Here is a 17,395-nt window from a genome sequence, read left to right as displayed (position 1 = left end):
GTGCCTGTCGCCAGGCGCGCTAAATTGGGAGAAATGGATGAAAAAGTTTTTGCTCGCTCCGTCAATTCTGTCTGCAGACTTTGCTCGCCTGGGCGAAGACACGGCCAAAGCGCTGGCTGCCGGTGGCGATGTCGTGCATTTCGACGTCATGGATAATCACTACGTGCCCAATCTGACTATGGGGCCGATGGTGCTGAAAGCGCTGCGTGATTACGGCATTACCGCCCCGATCGATGTGCACCTGATGGTGAAACCGGTCGATCGCCTGATCCCCGATTTTGCCAAGGCTGGCGCCAGCTATATCACCTTCCACCCGGAAGCGTCCGAGCATGTTGACCGCACGCTACAGCTGATCAGAGAGCATGGCTGTAAAGCAGGGCTGGTGTTTAACCCGGCCACGTCGCTCAGCTATCTGGACTACGTTATGGACAAAATCGACGTGGTGCTGATCATGTCCGTTAACCCGGGCTTCGGCGGTCAGTCGTTTATTCCCGGCACGCTGGACAAGCTGCGCCAGGCCCGTAAGCTAATCGACCAAAGCGGCTACGATATTCGCCTGGAAGTGGACGGCGGCGTGAAGACAGAAAACATCGGCGAAATCGCCGCGGCCGGCGCCGATATGTTCGTGGCCGGATCCGCTATTTTCAATCAGCCTGACTATAAAAAAGTCATTGATGATATGCGCACGGAACTGGAGAAATCTCGTCATGGCTCATTTCACTGATATTCGCGCGCTGGCGTTCGATCTTGACGGCACGCTGACCGACAGCGCGCCGGGCCTGACCAGCGCGGTAGACGCCGCTTTGCAGTCGCTCAACCTTCCGGCGGCGGGTCTGGCGCGCGTCTCCACCTGGATTGGCAACGGCGCGGACGTGCTGATTGAACGCGCGCTGACCTGGGCGCTGGGACACGCGCCGGAAAGCGATCTGCTGCGCGACGCGCGGGTGCTGCTTGATAAGCATTATGCTGTCGTTGTCGAAAGCGGCAGTAAACTCTTCCCCGGCGTGAAAGAAGGCCTGCAAAAACTGGCGGCCACCGGGATGCCGATGGCTATCGTGACCAACAAGCCGACGCCGTTTGTCGCGCCTTTGCTGGCCTCGCTCGGCATTGACGACTGCTTTTCGCTGATTATCGGCGGCGACGACGTGACGGCGAAAAAACCGCATCCGGCCCCGCTGTTTCTGGTGCTGGGCAAGTTCGGCCTGCTGCCCGGCGAACTGCTGTTCGTGGGCGATTCCCGCAACGATATTCAGGCGGCGAAAGCGGCGGGCACGCCCTGCGTAGGGCTGACCTACGGCTATAACTACGGCGAGCCGATTGCGAGCAGCCAGCCGACGCTGGTGCTTGACCATTTTAACGATTTGTTGCCCGAATTAGGGCTGTAACGACCAGGACGAAAAAGATGAAACCCATCGTATTTAGCGGCGCGCAGCCTTCCGGCGAACTGACCATCGGTAACTATATGGGAGCGTTGCGTCAGTGGGTCAGCATGCAGGACGACTACAACTGCATTTACTGCATTGTCGATCTTCATGCCATTACGGTACGTCAGGATCCGGCTGCGCTGCGTAAAGCGACCCTGGATACGCTGGCGCTCTATCTGGCCTGCGGCATCGATCCCCAGAAAAGCACTATCTTCGTGCAGTCGCACGTGCCGGAGCACACGCAGCTGAGCTGGATCCTGAACTGCTATACCTATTTCGGCGAGCTGAGCCGCATGACGCAGTTCAAGGACAAATCCGCACGCTATGAAGAGAACATCAACGCGGGCCTGTTCGATTATCCGGTGCTGATGGCGGCGGATATCCTGCTTTACCAGACCACGCAGGTGCCGGTTGGCGAAGATCAGAAGCAGCATCTGGAGCTGAGCCGCGACGTGGCCGCGCGTTTCAATGCGCTCTATGGCGATGTGTTTAAGGTGCCGGAGCCGTTTATTCCGAAATCCGGCGCGCGCGTCATGTCGCTGCTGGAGCCGACCAAAAAGATGTCCAAGTCGGACGATAACCGCAACAACGTGATCGGCCTGCTGGAAGATCCGAAGTCGGTGGTCAAGAAGATCAAGCGCGCCATGACCGATGGCGACCAGCCGCCGGTCGTGCGCTATGACGTAAAAAACAAAGCGGGCGTTTCTAACCTGTTGGATATCCTGTCCGGCGTGACCGGCACCAGCATTCCCGATCTGGAAAAGCAGTTTGAAGGCCAGATGTATGGGCACCTGAAAGGCGCGGTAGCCGATGCGGTTTCCGGGATGCTGAGCGAGCTGCAGGAGCGCTATCATCGTTATCGCAATGATGAGGCTTTCCTGGAGCAGGTTATGCGTGACGGCGCGGTGAAAGCTCGCGCTCAGGCGCAGGAAACGCTGAAAAAAGTCTACGAAGCCGTAGGCTTTGTCGCCCAGCCGTAACGGCTAACCTGAACGGCGCCCTTGAAAGTCAGTCCGGGGCGCCGTTTTTTATGGGCTGGCTAAAACCAGCGAAGCGGCTCGCGTAAGGCCACCACCCGACCGATGATAATCAACGACGGGCTTTGCGCCTGCGTGGCCAGCTCGGCCAGCTCGCTCAGCTGCCCTGCCACAACGCGTTGTCGGGTCGAGGTGCCGTTTTCCACCAGCGCCACCGGCATCCCGCCGCTCATACCGTGCGCCAGCAGCTGCCGCTGGATCTCCGCCGCCTGCGTCAGCCCCATATAGAACACCAGCGTCTGCCGCTCCGCCGCCAGGTTTTGCCAGTCCAGCTCACCGTTTTTCTGCACGTGGCCGGTCACCAGCCGCACGCTCTGCGCGTAATCGCGATGGGTGAGCGGGATGCCGCTGTAGGCCGAGCAGCCCGAGGCGGCGGTAATGCCCGGCACCACGGAAAAAGGAATGCCCGATCCGGACAGCGCCTCCAGCTCTTCCGCGCCGCGCCCAAAAATAAAGGGATCGCCGCCTTTCAGCCGCACCACGCGTTTTCCCTGGCCCGCCTGCTCCAGCAGGATTTGATTGATGGCCTCCTGCGGCACGCAGTGATAGCCCGCGCGTTTACCGACGAAAATCCTTTCCGCATCGCGCCTGACCAGCTCCAGCACCTCTTCAGATACCAGCCTGTCGTAAACCACCACGTCCGCCTGCTGGATCTGCTGTAGCCCTTTCAGCGTCAGCAGGCCCGCATCGCCTGGCCCGGCGCCGACCAGCACCACTTCGCCCTGTTGCGCCAGCGGCTCGTTAAACAATGCTTCCGTCAGCTTTTCCGCCTGCTTATCGTCCCCGTTGGCGAGCGTTTGCGCCAGCCGGTCGTGGTGGAACAGTTTTTCCCAGAAGCGCCTGCGCTGCCCGGCTTCGTTGAAGGTTGATTTTACCCGTGGTCGTAACGCGCCCGCCCACGCGGCAACTTTGCCCAAATGCTGCGGCAGCAGCGCTTCGATTTTTTCCCGCAGCAGGCGAGCCATCACCGGCGCGTCGCCAGCGCTGGAAATGGCAATCATCAGCGGCGAACGATCGACCACGGAAGGCATGATGGCGCTGGCCTGGGCAGGCGCGTCCACCACGTTGCAGAACATCTGCCGGGCGCTGGCGTAGTCGCTGACCTGCTGATTGACCTCATGACTGTCCGTCGCCGCTATTGCCAGCCAGCAGCCGTCAAGGTGTTCAGGGCTGAAGCGCGCTTCCCGCAGCGTCAGCTTCCCGGCCTGCTGCCATTCGTAAAAGGGGGAGGAAAAATGCGTGGCGCAGACGCGGACATCCGCCCCAGCCTTCAGCAGCAGCCGCGCTTTGCGCTCGGCCACGGCGCCGCCGCCGACCAGCAGGACGGTCTTATGGCGCAGGTCGCAAAAAAGAGGAAACCAGTTCACAGGAGGCTCGCAATAAAAAAGGGCCGCAATGCGCGGCCGTGAAAAAGAGAGAAGGGCTTATATCGCCACTTCCACCATGCCGTCGCGGACTCTGGCGGGCCAGGCGGGGATCGAGCGGCTCTCATCCTCCATACAGAGGCCGTCGCTCAGGCGAAAACGCTGCTTCTTCAGCGGGCTGGCAACCCACAGGCTTTGCTGGTGCTCGGCAATCAGGCCACGTGAGAGCACGCTGGCCTGGGCAAAGGGATCGATATTGCTCAGGGCGAACACCGCTTCATCGGCGCGAGGGCGAAACAGGGCAACCTGTTCTCCCGCCACCAGCGCACAAACGCCGGTGGCGGGCTGAATACTTTCTAAAGGGCAAACGCTATGCCACTGGCTCATGGCTGTTCCTCCATAACAACGGGAATACGCTCTTCGGGCCGCGCGGGCCGGTGCTGCTGACGCTCCGGCACGCTCTGCACCAGCGGGTCGCGGCTGTCGCTGTTGATAAAGTGGCGGAAGCGGGCAAGCCGCTCCGGTTGCGCAAGGGTTGCCTGCCACTCACAGACGAAGCGCTCGCGCAGGCGGGCCAGGTCGGCCTCCAGCTGCGCGTTGAGGCCCAGCTTGTCGTGGATTATGACCTGGCGCAGATAGTCGATGCCGCCATCCAGGCTCTCCAGCCACAGCGAGGTGCGCTGCAATTTATCGGCGGTGCGGATGTAAAACAGCATAAAGCGATCCAGATAGCGGATAAGCGTGTCCCGATCCAGATCCGCCGCCAGCAGATCGCCGTGGCGCGGCTTCATACCGCCGTTGCCGCAGACGTAAAGGTTCCAGCCTTTTTCCGTAGCGATGATGCCGACATCTTTGCTTTGCGCTTCCGAGCATTCACGGGTGCAGCCCGACACGCCAAACTTCATCTTGTGCGGCGTGCGGATGCCCTTGTAGCGGTTTTCCAGCTCCACGCCCAGCCCCACAGAGTCGCCGACGCCGAAGCGGCACCAGCTGCTGCCCACGCAGGTTTTCGCCATGCGCAGCGCTTTGGCGTAGGCGTGGCCGGTTTCAAAACCGGCTTCGATCAGCGTCTGCCAGATGGCGGGCAGATCGTCTTTCTGCGCGCCGAACAGACCGATGCGCTGCGAGCCGGTGATCTTGGTGTAAAGGCCGTAGCGGCTGGCAACCTCGCCAATGGCTATCAGCCCGGCTGGGGTGATCTCGCCGCCCGCAGAGCGCGGGATCACGGAGTAGGTGCCGTCCTTCTGAATATTGCCAAGAAAGCTGTCGTTGCTGTCCTGCAAAGGCACCAGCGAAGGCTGGAGGGCATAATCGTTCCAGCACGAGGCAAGTAATGACGCTACCGTGGGTTTACAGACCTCGCAGCCGTAGCCCTGGCCATATTTGCTAAGCAGCTGCTCAAAGGTTTGGATCTCTTCCACGCGGATCAGGTGATACAGCTCCTGGCGGGAATAGTGAAAGTGTTCGCAAAGGTGGCTGTTAACTTCAATGCCCTGGCGGCTCAGCTCGGCGTTCAGCACCTGGGTCATCAGCGGCACGCAGCCGCCGCAGCCGGTGCCGGCTTTGGTTTCCGCCTTCAGCGCCGCCACGGTATGGCAGCCGTTGTGGATCGCCAGCACCAGGTCGCCTTTGGTGACGTCAAAGCAGGAACAGATTTGCGCCGTTTCCGGCAGCGAATCCACGCCCAGCGCCGGTTTGCTTCCCGCACGGGCGGGCAGGATCAGCGTGTCGGGGTTGTCCGGCAGTTCGATGCCGTTAAGCATCAGCTGCAGCAGATTGCCGTAGTCGCTGGTATCGCCCACCAGCACCGCGCCCAGCAGCTTTTTATTGTCCGCGCTGACCACCAGACGCTTATAGACCTCTTTGTTTTCATCCAGGTAGAGATAGCTGCGCGCGCCTTCCGTCCGGCCGTGCGCATCGCCGATACCGCCGACGTCCACGCCCAGCAGCTTGAGCTTCGCGCTCATATCCGCGCCGGTAAAGGCGTTCTCCCGACCCAGCAGGCTGTCTGCCGTAACCTGCGCCATTTTGTAGCCCGGCGCCACCAGGCCATACACGCGTTCCTGCCAGGCGGCGCATTCGCCAATGGCGTAAATATCTGCATCCGTAGTGCGGCAGCTGTCGTCAATCACTACGCCGCCGCGCGGGCCAATGGCAAGGCCGGCTTCTCTGGCGAGACGATCCTGCGGGCGAATGCCGGTGGAAAACACGATAAAATCGACCGCCAGCTGGCTTTCATCCGCAAACTGCAGGATTTTTCCGCCTGACGGGCCGTCAATAATCTGTCGGGTATTTTTGCTGGTATGAACGGCAACGCCCATTCCTTCGATTTTTTTCCGCAGCAGCTTTCCGCCCAGCGGATCGAGCTGTTCCGCCATCAGCACGGGTGCGAACTCCACCACGTGCGTTTCCATGCCCAGATTTTTCAGCGCGCCGGCGGCCTCCAGCCCCAGCAGACCGCCGCCGATCACCGCGCCGCTACGGCTGTTACGGGCGCAGGCTTCGATTGCGTCCAGATCGTCCAGCGTACGATAAACAAAGCAGCTGTTCCCGTCGGCGCCTGCAATTGGCGGCACCCAGGGATAAGAGCCGGTCGCCAGCACCAGCTTATCGTAACTCACCGCGCGGCCCTGGTCGGAATACACCACCTTTTCCTGGCGGTCGATTGTTAAGGCCTTTTCACCAGTTAGCACGCTTATTTTATGCTTTTCGCAGAAGCCTTCCGCCACCAGCGAAAGGGCCTCGGCGCTGTGATGGGTGAAATAAGCGGAGAGATGCACGCGATCGTAAGCCACGCGAGGCTCTTCGCAAAAAACCGTGATGTCGAACTGCTCCGGCGCGGCCTTTTCGGCCAGCTCTTCCAGCAGGCGATGCCCTACCATGCCGTTGCCAATAATAACGAGTCGGGTGCGCATTTGTGCCTCACATTACAAAATAATGCCGCTACAATAGCGCGCAAAACTCCAGGGTTATTGATGTATATCAAGCCAGTTTTTAAATACCCCTTTATGGGTAGAGTGATGATTTTTAAGCTTTTTTAAGTAAGTTATGGATTTTACTGGTATTGCTCCCGTCTCGCTCCGCCACAAAGGATGGTATGGTTAAAAAAACCACCGACGTTCAGGAGCGTGTTTATGCAGGCTATTCCATTAAAAAGCATTCACCATGTGCGATTGCCGTGGCGTGAGGGACTCTGGCAGATTGCTATCCGCGACGGCAAAATCGCCACGATCTCGCCCCAGTCACACGGCGCCGCGCCGGAAGGATCGCTGGATGCGGAGGGCGGGCTGGCTTTTCCGCCTTTTATTGAGCCGCATATCCATCTTGATACCACCCAGACCGCAGGCGAACCGGCCTGGAATGAATCCGGTACGCTGTTTGAAGGCATTGAGCGCTGGGCAGAGCGCAAAGCGATGTTGGATCATGAAGATGTCAAAACCCGCGCGCGGCAGACGCTGAAATGGCAGATCGCCAACGGTATCCAGCATGTGCGCACGCACGTAGACGTGTCCGATCCCTCGCTTACCGCGCTGCGGGCCATGCTGGAAGTGAAAAGCGAGATGGCACCCTGGGTCGATATCCAGATCGTCGCGTTTCCGCAGGAGGGCATTCTCTCGTACCCCGATGGCGAAGCCCTGCTGGAAGAGGCGCTGCGGCTGGGCGCGGACGTGGTCGGCGCTATCCCGCATTTTGAATTTACCCGCGAGTATGGCGTGGAGTCGCTGCATAAAACTTTCGCGCTGGCGCAGAAGTATCAGCGCATGATTGACGTGCACTGCGACGAAATCGACGACGAACAGTCGCGCTTTGTGGAAACCGTCGCCGCGCTGGCGCTGCGCGAGAAAATGGGCGCCCGCGTCACCGCCAGCCATACCACGGCGATGCACTCTTATAACGGCGCTTATACCTCGCGTCTGTTTCGGCTGCTGAAGCTTTCCGGCATTAATTTTGTCGCCAATCCGCTGGTGAATATCCATCTTCAGGGACGCTTCGACAGCTATCCCAAACGGCGCGGCGTAACGCGGGTAAAAGAGATGCTGGAGGCGGAGATCAACGTCTGCTTTGGCCACGATGACGTTTTCGATCCCTGGTATCCGCTCGGCACCGCCAATATGCTTCAGGTGCTGCATATGGGGATGCATGTTTGTCAGCTGATGGGGTATGGCCAGCTGGATGAAGGCATTAAGCTGATTACGCATAACAGCGCCAGAACCCTACAGCTGCAGGATTACGGCATTCAGAGCGGCAACAGCGCCAACCTGATTATCCTGCCTGCGGAGAACGGTTTTGATGCGCTGCGGCGTCAGGTGCCGACGCGTTATTCGATCCGTCAGGGAAGGGTGATTGCACAAACGCAGCCTGCGGCGAGCACAATTTATTTAGCGGAGAGCGAAAAAGTGGATTTTCGGCGCTAATAAAAAAGGCCGGTTTCCCGGCCTTTCCCGTTAGTGCGAGGACATATGCCCGTGCAGCTTGTGTTTGCTGACGAAGCCCAGCAGCAGGCACATCACGAACACCACCGCGTACAGCATGTTAGCGGTAGAGAGCGCCGCGTGAGCGCCGTGCTTATCCACAATCGGGCCGGTGACCACGAAAGTCAGCATGGTGCCAACGGTGCCGCAGGTCAGAATAAAGTTCACCAGCTTTGGCGAAGAGACTTTAGTCTGGAGCGATCCCAGCGTAATGATGGTGGTGTAGATGGCGCTGGAGAAGAAGCCCAGGCTCATCATGATCCACTTCAGCATACTGGCGTCGCTGCTGCTGATAAACCAGTACATCAGCGCCGTCGCCAGCAGCGCCAGTACGGTGACGATGCGCTGCGGATCGAAGAAGCGCAGAATGGCGCTGAACGCCCACATGCCGATCATATAGGCGGTCCAGAAGTTGCCGACCAGCGCGCCAGCCTGGGTCAGATCCATGCCCATGGTTTTTGTGGCGTACAGCGGCACCCAGCCGATAAAGCCAAGCTGGCCGAGGATGTAGCAGAGCGCGGCGACAGACAGGAACAGCACGCCGATGCCCCATTTCTCTTTTTCCACGTTCTGAACGGCGGCTTTTTTGCCCAACACGGGAAACTCAAAGCAGAGCGCCAGCACAAAAATAGCCAGGTAGATCACGCCGATACAGACATAAACCCAGTACCACGGCAGCGAACGCGCCAGCAGCGCGGCGGCGATAATGGGAAAAATAGTGCCCGCCATGCTGAAGAAGGAGTCGGTAAACAGCAGGCGCGAACCGCGCTGACGGCCTTCGTACAGATGGGTGATCAGGAAAGTACCAATCGACATTGTGATGCCGCTGACCACGCCCAACACGAACATACAGAGCGAGAAGACGCTCAGCGAGTGGCTGGTCATTAGCCCCAGTATGGCGAGCACCATCAGCACGAAGCCGAAAATCAGCTGTTGGCGCAGAGGAATGATTTCCATCAGCCAGGCGTTAAGAAACACGGCGACTAAAATGCCGGCGTTCAGGAAGGTGAAGGTGTTGCTCATCTGCGCAACTGGCAGATGAAAATAGTCAGCAATATTCTCCAATACCATACCGGTGACGATTACTACCGCGCCGGTTAGCGCATAGGAGAAAAAGCTGATCCAGGTAAGCCCGATTCGATCGCGATTAGTCATAGTTGTGGCCCGTGGAGTCAAGAGTTGTGAGGCTGGACGCTCACGCTAAGCGCGGGCAGTTTAGCTGGATTCGTGATCTGCTTAAATAAATAATGCAAGTTTCCCCAGCGATTTCAGGATATTCGTGATGAATATCACCGTTTTTTGCCTGGCGAAAGCGTTTGCGTCGGCCCGGCACGCGTAAAAATAGGTAAAACGCTGGCGCAGGGATAAGCGCCTCTTTACAATCAGCTTTCGGCCTGTAGCCCTTAAGTAAGGAATCTTTTATGTTAAAACGTACTTTGACAGCGGTCGCCACCGTGTTTGCGTTATCTACGCTCTCTGCTTCTGCCCTGGCGGCAAAAGGAGATACGCACGTGCTGCTGACCACCTCTGCTGGCAATATTGAGCTGGAACTCAATAATCAAAAGGCCCCGATTTCCACGAAGAACTTTGTTGATTACGTCAACAATGGCTTCTACAACAACACCGTTTTCCATCGCGTGATCCCGGGCTTTATGGTGCAGGGCGGCGGCTTTACCGCCGATATGCAGCAGAAACCTGGCGCCGCGCCGATTAAAAACGAAGCGGATAACGGCCTGCTGAACAAGCGCGGCACCATCTCCATGGCCCGCACCGCCGATAAAGACAGCGCTACCAGCCAGTTCTTTCTCAACGTAGCGGACAACGCTTTCCTGGATCACGGCCAGCGTGACTTTGGCTATGCCGTCTTTGGCAAAGTGGTGAAAGGCCAGGAAGTGGTGGATAAAATTGCTCAGGTGCCGACCCAGAATATGGGGCCATACCAGAACGTGCCGGTTAAACCTGTCGTGATCCTTTCCGCAAAAATCCTGCCTTAACGCTCCGGTCGGGGGATTGCTGCTGATAATCAGCTAAGCTTTTAGCAGCAATTACCCCTTCAAGGAGAACTCATGTCCAGAAAGCTCACCGACAAGCAAAAAAATACGCTCTGGCAGCAGCGTCTGCCGACCAACTTCCTGGCGAGCTTTTTATTAACGGGTTCCCTGCCCGAACTGGGCACGCGCAATCCGGGTCTGCCTCATCTGCGCGCCATGCACCGCGCGCTTTTTCAGGATGTGCTGGAGGAGGCGGGCGAGCTGCGCGAAGTCGATATCGCCATCGGCGACACGCCCTGCTGCCACTTTGAATACATCGAGAAAGAAGGCAACGCGCTGATGCAGGCGCTGGAAGAAGAGAACGGTCTGGCCGATCTGCCGCTGGATCGCATGGCGGAAAGGCTCGCCTGGTATTACTGCGAGCTGACCGTGCTGCATCCTTTTCTGCGCGGCAACGGACGCGCCCAGCGGCTTTTTTTCGAACAGCTGATTATCCATGCCGGTTGCGACATTCAATGGAGCCTGATCGACAGCGAAAGCTGGCAGGCGGCCGTTAAGGCAAGCCTGGCGGGCGACTTATCGCTGCTGGAAGCCGCTTTCGGCAAAGTCATCAGCGAGCGGGACGAAAACGCGTAGAATAGCGGCGTTTCTTTTTTCCCGGAGCTTGTATGCTGCTGCTGATCGATAACTATGACTCTTTTACCTGGAACCTTTATCAATATTTTTGTGAAGCAGGCGCAGATGTTCACGTCAGACGTAACGACGAGCTGACGCTGGCGCAAATAAGCGAGCTAAAGCCTGAACATCTGGTGATTTCGCCGGGGCCGTGCACGCCCAACGAGGCGGGCATCTCGCTGGAGGCTATCCGGGCCTTCGCCGGAAAAATCCCGGTGCTTGGCGTTTGTCTGGGACATCAGGCGATAGCGCAGGCTTTTGGCGCGCGTATTGTGCGGGCGCGTGAGGTAATGCACGGTAAAACCTCGCTGATTGAGCATAATAACAGCGGCGTTTTTAACGGCCTGAATCATCCGCTACGGGTAACGCGCTATCATTCGCTAATCGTCGAGGCTGCCTCGCTCCCCGCCGATTTTGAGGTGACGGCCTGGTCGCTGCGCGACGGCGAGAAGGACGAGATCATGGGCGTGCGGCATCGTGATTTGCCGCTGGAGGGCGTGCAGTTTCATCCGGAAAGTATCCTCAGCGAGCAGGGGCATCAGCTGCTGAAGAATTTCCTCAGGCAATAAATTTGGTTGCCTTAAAGTGATTTTTTATGCATATTTTGTGATTATAATTTCAGTGGCTCTGTAACGTAAAAAGATGAGGTTGGCAATGGCAGCGGATAAATTAGCGGTAACGCGTTCGACGTTTGATGAAGTGATTTTGCCTGTTTATGCACCAGCGCAGTTTGTGCCGGTTAAGGGAAAAGGCAGCCGCGTCTGGGATCAGCAGGGTAAAGAGTACGTCGACTTTTCCGGCGGTATCGCCGTTACCGCGCTGGGCCACTGTCATCCGGCGCTGGTGGAAGCGCTGAAAACGCAGGGTGAAACCCTGTGGCACACCAGCAACGTCTTCACCAACGAACCCGCGCTGCGCCTGGCCAGCAAGCTGATTGCCGCCACCTTCGCCGAACGTGTGTTCTTCGCTAACTCCGGCGCGGAAGCCAACGAGGCGGCCTTTAAGCTGGCTCGTTATTACGCGACTAAACGCCATTCGCCTTTTAAAAGCAAAATTATCGCGTTTCATAACGCCTTCCACGGCCGCACGCTGTTTACCGTTTCCGTCGGCGGCCAGCCGAAATATTCCGACGGCTTTGGCCCTAAACCGGCGGACATCGTCCACGTGCCGTTTAACGATCTTAACGCGGTAAAAGCGGTTATCGACGACCATACCTGCGCCATCGTGGTGGAACCTATCCAGGGCGAAGGCGGCGTGATGCCGGCTACTCAGGCGTTTATGCAGGGGCTGCGCGAGCTGTGCGACCAGCATCAGGCGCTGCTGGTGCTGGATGAGGTACAGAGCGGCATGGGCCGCAGCGGCAAGCTGTTTGCGTATGAACACTACGGCGTCCAGCCCGATATTCTGACCACCGCCAAAGCGCTGGGCGGCGGCTTTCCGGTCAGCGCCATGCTGACCACCAACGAGATCGCCTCGGTGATGGCGCCCGGCGTGCACGGCACCACCTATGGCGGCAACCCGCTGGCCTGCGCGGTAGCGGAAGCGGCGCTGGATATCATCAATACGCAAGAAGTGCTGAACGGTGTAGAGGCGCGCCGCGAACAGTTTGTCGCCGCGCTGAAAGCGCTGGACGCGCAGCTGGATCTGTTCAGCGACATTCGCGGCAAAGGCCTGCTGATTGGCGCGGCGCTGAAGCCGCAGCATGCCGGTAAAGCGCGCGATATTCTGAACGCCGCCGCCGCCGAAGGCGTAATGATCCTCAATGCCGGGACGGACGTGATCCGTTTTGCGCCGTCGCTGGTCATTGAACCGACCGATATCGAAGAGGGCATGAACCGCTTCGCCACCGCCGTGAAAAAACTGCTGGCTTAACTCGTCAGGCCGGAAGCCTCGCGCTTCCGGCTAAACAGGCGCGTCGTCTGCACCAGGCCGCTTACACGCGCCGAAAAACTTCTGCTCAGCATCATCAGGCTGATTTCCGTAAATGGCGCGACAGCCAGCGGCCATGATGAGGTCGGCTGCTCCAGGCCAACGAAGAAATAGTGTGCATCACGCCAAGATGTTCCAGAATGCGCTTTATGTGCCTCTCCATCACCGTGGTCGCGCCCTGCTGAAAGGGCGTATCCGTCTCCAGCACGTTGTTTGTGGAACTCGGCCCGTCATACTCCAGCCGCTGCTGGCAGCGCTGTAGCGCAATTTCGCACGCCTGTAGATAGCGCTCGGCCAGCTGCGGCGTCAGCATGGTATGTTCACGCGCTAAAATGGTCATGGCGTTGATATGCTCAACGATAAACTGACTGTGCGTAACCCAAAGCTTCATATCGGCCAGGTAGCGGGCGTCGAAACCCGGCTCCTGCATCGCCTGGTTCAGCGAGTTAAACAGCGCGTTGTGCGCCTGGTTAACGCGCATACGCTGCCAGGCAAGCTTCTGCGGACTCTCTTCGTCCCCCAGCAGTTTCTGGAGCGCTTCCTGATAGGTTTCCAGCGCGTCGTGCGCATTCTGCCGCAGCAGGCCGCTTTGCCACTGCGGCCACAGCCAGATCATCCCGGCAAAGGCGATCAGGCAGCCCATCAGCGTATCCAGCAGGCGCGGCAGCAGAAAGTCGGCGCCGTTCAGCGACAGCAGCTGAAGCGAATATACCGCCGTCACGGTAAAGCCGATCGTCGCCAGGCCGTAATATTTGCGGATCACCAGATAGCCCGCCAGCGTCAGCGTCAGCATCACCAGCAGCACAGCCGATTCCGGCACCTGAAAGCGTAGCGTCAGCGCGGCCACCACCAGCCCGCCCAGCGTGCCCAGCGCACGGTGCTGAATACGTACCCTGGTCGCGCTGTAGCCGTTCTGGCTGACAAACATCACCGTCATCAGCAGCCAGTAAGGCTTGGGCAGATTAAACGAGAGCGCCAGGGTGCTGGCGAAAGCGAGCATAACCGCAAACCTGGCGGCGGTGCGCAGCGCGGCGGATTTCAGCGACAGATAGCTTCTGATGGCAGATAGCAGCGGCAGTCGTTTCTGACGATCCGCCATCAGATCGCGCTGGTAAAGCGGACGCTGGGTACGCAGCACGCGGGCGATACGGCTGAAATGCCAGGCGCAAAAGTTGCCGACCGGGTTGGCGGGATGCTGGCGGGCAATTTTTTCCAGCGCCTGCAGCTGTTTATCCATGCTGAAACGTGTCGGCAGACGGTGATAGAGAATATCGTCCGCCAGCTCGCGCAGCCTGGCCGCAATGGTCTGCGCGTTCCAGCGGATCACCGCCTCGGCATGGCTCTGCTCCACCAGTTTCTGCACCTCTTCCGGCTGATGCAGGCTGACAGCGATATGCTCCTGCAAATCCAGCGCAACCTGAAAAGCGCGGGTCAACCGCTTATGGTGATTATCGTTGCTGGCGGCCAGCATGTGCATTTGCTGATAGCAGGTATTGATAAGGTCGACCGCTTTTTGCTGGCGAGCCAGCAGCGGCGGCAGCGTTTTTTCCGGGTCGGCAAGCTGCGTCAGCAGGCTGTATTTGGCCTCGCAGTAGCCGGCCAGCTCGCGATAAAGCAGGCTGAGCGTTTCCCGCATCGGCTGCTCTTTCCACAGCCAGAACCAGAACCAGTTAAAGAGGCCGTACCAGACCGTGCCCAGGATATAAAGCGACGGCGGCTGCCAGATGGGCATCCGACCGGCCAGGCTCAGGGTAAAGATGCCGGCAATCAGCGCGCCGGGCAGCAGTCTGCCATGCAGCGGGCTGATTTCGCCGGTCACGCCCAGCAGCATGGCCATGGAAAACAGGATAATGGGCAGGGGAACGGCATAGTCGCCAAGATACTGCACCAGAAAGCTGCTGAAGGCGAAAAGGCCGCCGCCGATCAGCAGACGTTTAAAGAAGCGTTTATGGGGCGTATCCAGACCGGCGATATTGCAGCAGGCCGGCACCAGCGAGAACAGCAGGCCGTTTTGCAAATTGCCCAGCAGCCAGCCGACGGCGACGGGCAGGCAAAGCACCAGCGTCTGCCGCAGGGCGTAGTTAACTTCGGGATGGTAGATGAGTCGGCGCCACATTGCTTTGTACCCGCTGAAAAGGCGCAACGAAGGCATTGCGCCATGCAATCAGAGCGGTTTAGCGTGTACCGTAGACCACGATGGTTTTACCGTGTGCGGAGATCAGATTCTGATCTTCCAGCATCTTCAGAATACGGCCGACGGTTTCGCGCGAGCAGCCGACGATCTGGCCAATCTCCTGGCGGGTAATTTTGATCTGCATCCCATCCGGGTGGGTCATAGCGTCCGGCTGTTTGGCCAGATTCAATAGCGTTTGCGCGATGCGACCTGTCACATCGAGGAAAGCTAAATTGCCCACTTTCTCGGAGGTAACCTGCAGGCGGCGCGCCATCTGTGAAGAGAGACGCATCAGAATATCCGGGTTGACCTGGATCAGCTGGCGAAACTTCTTATAGGAGATTTCCGCCACTTCACAGGCCGTTTTTGCCCGCACCCATGCGCTGCGCTCCTGGCCTTCTTCAAACAGGCCAAGCTCGCCGATAAAATCGCCCTGGTTAAGGTAAGACAGGATCATCTCTTTACCTTCTTCATCCTTGATGAGCACCGCTACCGCGCCTTTGACGATGTAGTAAAGGGTTTCTGCTTTCTCACCCTGGTGGATCAGCGTGCTTTTGGATGGATACTTATGAATATGGCAATGTGACAGGAACCATTCAAGTGTCGGGTCTGTTTGCGGTTTGCCGAGAACCATTCGCTGTTATCCTCTGTTGTTATCGTGCCTAAATACAGGGGCAGAGTTCCCTGACAGGCGTTGAAATAGTCAAGCGCTTCCCATGCAGGAAAGTTATTCGGCTCTCTGTTGAGTGCCGGGCTCGTTATGTCGTCCCGTTTCGTCTGGTCTGTAGAGTACTGACGAAATACAGCCTTGTTTGTAGCACAGCTTTGCATGGGTGTCTTCTGTTGTCTCGCTTCAGCATAGCGGGAAATCTGCCGCGCTGCTGTTTTAGTTGCCCTAAGCCGACCGCGGCTTAACTAAATGAATTAGAGGAGTTTGTTATGCAAGCGAGCGTCAAATGGGTGGAAGGGCTGACCTTTTTGGGAGGATCCTCATCGGGCCATCAGATCGTGATGGACGGCAACGCGGGCGATAAAGCGCCCAGCCCGATGGAAATGCTGCTGATGGCGGCAGGCGGCTGTAGCGCGGCGGAAGTGGTTGCCATTCTGCAAAAAGGGCGTTTCACGGTAGACAACTGCGAGGTGAAGCTGACGTCAACCCGGCGCGAGAAGCCGCCGCGCCTGTTTACCCGCATCAACCTGCATTTTATTGTCAGCGGCAGCGGGCTGACGGATAAGGCGCTGGCGCGCGCGGTCAGCCTTGCGGTCGGGAAATATTGCCCGGTCGCGCTGATGCTGGGTAAGGGCGTGACCCTTACCCATAGCCATGAGATGGGCGTTACTTGATAGCTTTGCCTTCCATCAGGCGCTTGACCAGCGGCCCCATAATCAGCTCCATCGCCAGGCCCATTTTGCCGCCCGGCACCACCAGCGTGTTGATATGGGAGATAAAAGAGCCTTGCAGCATCGCCAGCAGATAGGGGAAGTCAATCTGTTCCAGCGCCTGGAAATGGATAACCACGAAGCTCTCGTCGAGCGAAGGAATGCCGCGCGCGGCAAAAGGGTTGGACGTATCCACGGTAGGGACACGCTGAAAGTTAATATGGGTGCGGGAAAATTGTGGCGTAATGAAGTTAATATAATCGTCCATTGAGCGCACCACGGAATCCATCACCGCCTCGCGTGAATGACCGCGTTCGCTGGTATCGCGGATCATTTTTTGGATCCACTCCAGGTTGACGATAGGCACCACGCCCACCAGCAGATCGACATGCTGCGAGACATTGTTCTGCGGCGTCACCACGCCGCCGTGCAGCCCTTCGTAAAACAGCACGTCGGTGGGTTCGGGCAGCGGCTGCCACGGCGTAAAAGTGCCGGGCACCTGGTTCCAGGGCACCGCTTCGTCATAGGTGTGCAGATATTTTCTGGACTGGCCGCTGCCGCTGCGGCCATATTCCGCGAAGGTTTGCTCCAGCAGCGAAAAATCGTTGGCCTCCGGGCCGAAATAGCTGATATGGCGGCCCATATCGCGCGCTTTGCGGATTGCCATATCCATTTCGGGACGGGTATAACGATGGAAGCTGTCGCCTTCCACTTCCGCCGCGTGCAGGTTCAGCTGCTGAAAAATTTTGCGGAAGGCCAGGCTGGTGGTGGTGGTGCCCGCGCCGCTGGAACCGGTCACGGCAATCACTGGATGTATGGCGGACATAAACGAGTTTCCTGTGAACGTTATTCCGCCATTGTTATCACGTTTTGCTATAGCCTGTCATCTTCTGCCCAGGGGTGAGCGCGCGGCAGAGGTTATGCAATAAAGCCAAGCGCGAACAGCGGTT

The 17,395-nt window shown here is 58.2% G+C and carries 16 protein-coding genes; 9 read left to right on the top strand and 7 right to left on the bottom strand.

From position 1 onward, the window contains the following. Nucleotides 1-37 precede the first annotated feature (37 nt). From rpe to trpS, 3 genes are read left to right on the top strand one after another with little or no spacing between them, the layout of a single operon-like run. Nucleotides 38-724 (top strand): ribulose-phosphate 3-epimerase, encoded by a 687-nt coding sequence (rpe, locus tag ACMGEE_RS16765; protein ID WP_125289868.1) that lies wholly within the window; start codon nt 38-40, stop codon nt 722-724. Further along, nucleotides 708-1,385, top strand: coding sequence for a phosphoglycolate phosphatase (locus ACMGEE_RS16760; RefSeq protein WP_436830363.1), 678 nt, complete (start codon nt 708-710; stop codon nt 1,383-1,385). The genes rpe and ACMGEE_RS16760 overlap by 17 nt, the downstream gene beginning before the upstream one ends. 17 nt (nt 1,386-1,402) lie before the next feature. Then, on the top strand, nt 1,403-2,404 hold the full coding sequence (gene trpS, locus ACMGEE_RS16755) for a tryptophan--tRNA ligase (protein ID WP_436830362.1): 1,002 nt from the start codon (nt 1,403-1,405) through the stop codon (nt 2,402-2,404). A 59-nt stretch (nt 2,405-2,463) separates the two neighbouring features. Here trpS and cysG read toward each other — a convergent pair whose 3' ends face one another. Genes cysG through nirB form a run of 3 tightly spaced genes read right to left on the bottom strand, consistent with a single transcriptional unit; the run spans nt 2,464 to nt 6,740 of the window. Next, nucleotides 2,464-3,828: a siroheme synthase CysG gene (gene cysG / locus ACMGEE_RS16750; RefSeq protein WP_369896187.1), complete on the bottom strand. Its 1,365-nt coding sequence runs from the start codon at nt 3,826-3,828 to the stop codon at nt 2,464-2,466. Nucleotides 3,829-3,885: 57 nt separating this feature from the next. Continuing rightward, on the bottom strand, nt 3,886-4,212 hold the full coding sequence (nirD, locus tag ACMGEE_RS16745) for a nitrite reductase small subunit NirD (protein ID WP_253457664.1): 327 nt from the start codon (nt 4,210-4,212) through the stop codon (nt 3,886-3,888). Further along, nucleotides 4,209-6,740 (bottom strand): nitrite reductase large subunit NirB, encoded by a 2,532-nt coding sequence (gene nirB, locus ACMGEE_RS16740; RefSeq protein WP_436830361.1) that lies wholly within the window; start codon nt 6,738-6,740, stop codon nt 4,209-4,211. The genes nirD and nirB overlap by 4 nt, the downstream gene beginning before the upstream one ends. Before the next feature lie 219 nt (nt 6,741-6,959). On the opposite strand from nirB, the gene ACMGEE_RS16735 reads away from it, so the two are divergent. Continuing rightward, the gene (locus ACMGEE_RS16735; protein ID WP_301730896.1) at nt 6,960-8,240 is read left to right on the top strand and encodes a cytosine deaminase; all 1,281 of its coding nucleotides are present in this window, start codon (nt 6,960-6,962) and stop codon (nt 8,238-8,240) included. Between the two features lie 30 nt (nt 8,241-8,270). Here the strand turns inward: ACMGEE_RS16735 and tsgA are convergent, their stop codons facing one another. Then, nucleotides 8,271-9,452 carry an MFS transporter TsgA gene (tsgA, locus tag ACMGEE_RS16730; RefSeq protein ID WP_436830360.1) on the bottom strand — a complete coding sequence of 394 codons (1,182 nt, stop codon included), beginning with the start codon at nt 9,450-9,452 and terminating at the stop codon, nt 8,271-8,273. A gap of 266 nt (nt 9,453-9,718) precedes the next feature. Here tsgA and ppiA point away from each other — a divergent pair, with 266 nt between their 5' ends. From ppiA to argD, 4 genes are all read left to right on the top strand, one after another. After that, complete coding sequence (ppiA, locus tag ACMGEE_RS16725) at nt 9,719-10,291, top strand: peptidylprolyl isomerase A (protein WP_253457676.1); 573 nt, start codon at nt 9,719-9,721, stop codon at nt 10,289-10,291. A gap of 72 nt (nt 10,292-10,363) precedes the next feature. After that, the gene (locus ACMGEE_RS16720; protein ID WP_301251824.1) at nt 10,364-10,924 is read left to right on the top strand and encodes a putative adenosine monophosphate-protein transferase Fic; all 561 of its coding nucleotides are present in this window, start codon (nt 10,364-10,366) and stop codon (nt 10,922-10,924) included. Between the two features lie 32 nt (nt 10,925-10,956). Continuing rightward, complete coding sequence (locus ACMGEE_RS16715) at nt 10,957-11,532, top strand: aminodeoxychorismate synthase component II (protein ID WP_253457682.1); 576 nt, start codon at nt 10,957-10,959, stop codon at nt 11,530-11,532. Nucleotides 11,533-11,617: 85 nt separating this feature from the next. After that, nucleotides 11,618-12,835, top strand: a complete 1,218-nt coding sequence (argD, locus tag ACMGEE_RS16710) for a bifunctional acetylornithine/succinyldiaminopimelate transaminase (protein ID WP_394150159.1) — start codon at nt 11,618-11,620, stop codon at nt 12,833-12,835. 94 nt (nt 12,836-12,929) lie between these two features. Here the strand turns inward: argD and ACMGEE_RS16705 are convergent, their stop codons facing one another. Both ACMGEE_RS16705 and crp read right to left on the bottom strand, forming a co-directional pair. Further along, entirely contained in the window at nt 12,930-15,008 is a 2,079-nt protein-coding gene (locus tag ACMGEE_RS16705) for a YccS/YhfK family putative transporter (RefSeq protein WP_253457687.1), read from the bottom strand. Nucleotides 15,009-15,066: 58 nt separating this feature from the next. Beyond that, the gene (gene crp, locus ACMGEE_RS16700) at nt 15,067-15,699 is read right to left on the bottom strand and encodes a cAMP-activated global transcriptional regulator CRP (RefSeq protein ID WP_017803012.1); all 633 of its coding nucleotides are present in this window, start codon (nt 15,697-15,699) and stop codon (nt 15,067-15,069) included. 305 nt (nt 15,700-16,004) lie between these two features. Between crp and ACMGEE_RS16695 the strand changes: the two genes are divergently transcribed. Further along, the gene (locus ACMGEE_RS16695) at nt 16,005-16,409 is read left to right on the top strand and encodes an OsmC family protein (protein WP_253457690.1); all 405 of its coding nucleotides are present in this window, start codon (nt 16,005-16,007) and stop codon (nt 16,407-16,409) included. Here the strand turns inward: ACMGEE_RS16695 and ACMGEE_RS16690 are convergent. Further along, the gene (locus tag ACMGEE_RS16690) at nt 16,402-17,271 is read right to left on the bottom strand and encodes a phosphoribulokinase (RefSeq protein WP_125289852.1); all 870 of its coding nucleotides are present in this window, start codon (nt 17,269-17,271) and stop codon (nt 16,402-16,404) included. The genes ACMGEE_RS16695 and ACMGEE_RS16690 overlap by 8 nt on opposite strands. Nucleotides 17,272-17,395 lie beyond the last annotated feature (124 nt).

The organism is Erwinia artemisiae, assembly GCF_051400835.1.
In the GTDB taxonomy this organism is placed as follows: domain Bacteria; phylum Pseudomonadota; class Gammaproteobacteria; order Enterobacterales; family Enterobacteriaceae; genus Erwinia; species Erwinia aeris.
The sequence above is the reverse complement of the archived record's forward strand: the minus strand, read 5'-3'. Positions and strand labels throughout refer to the sequence as shown.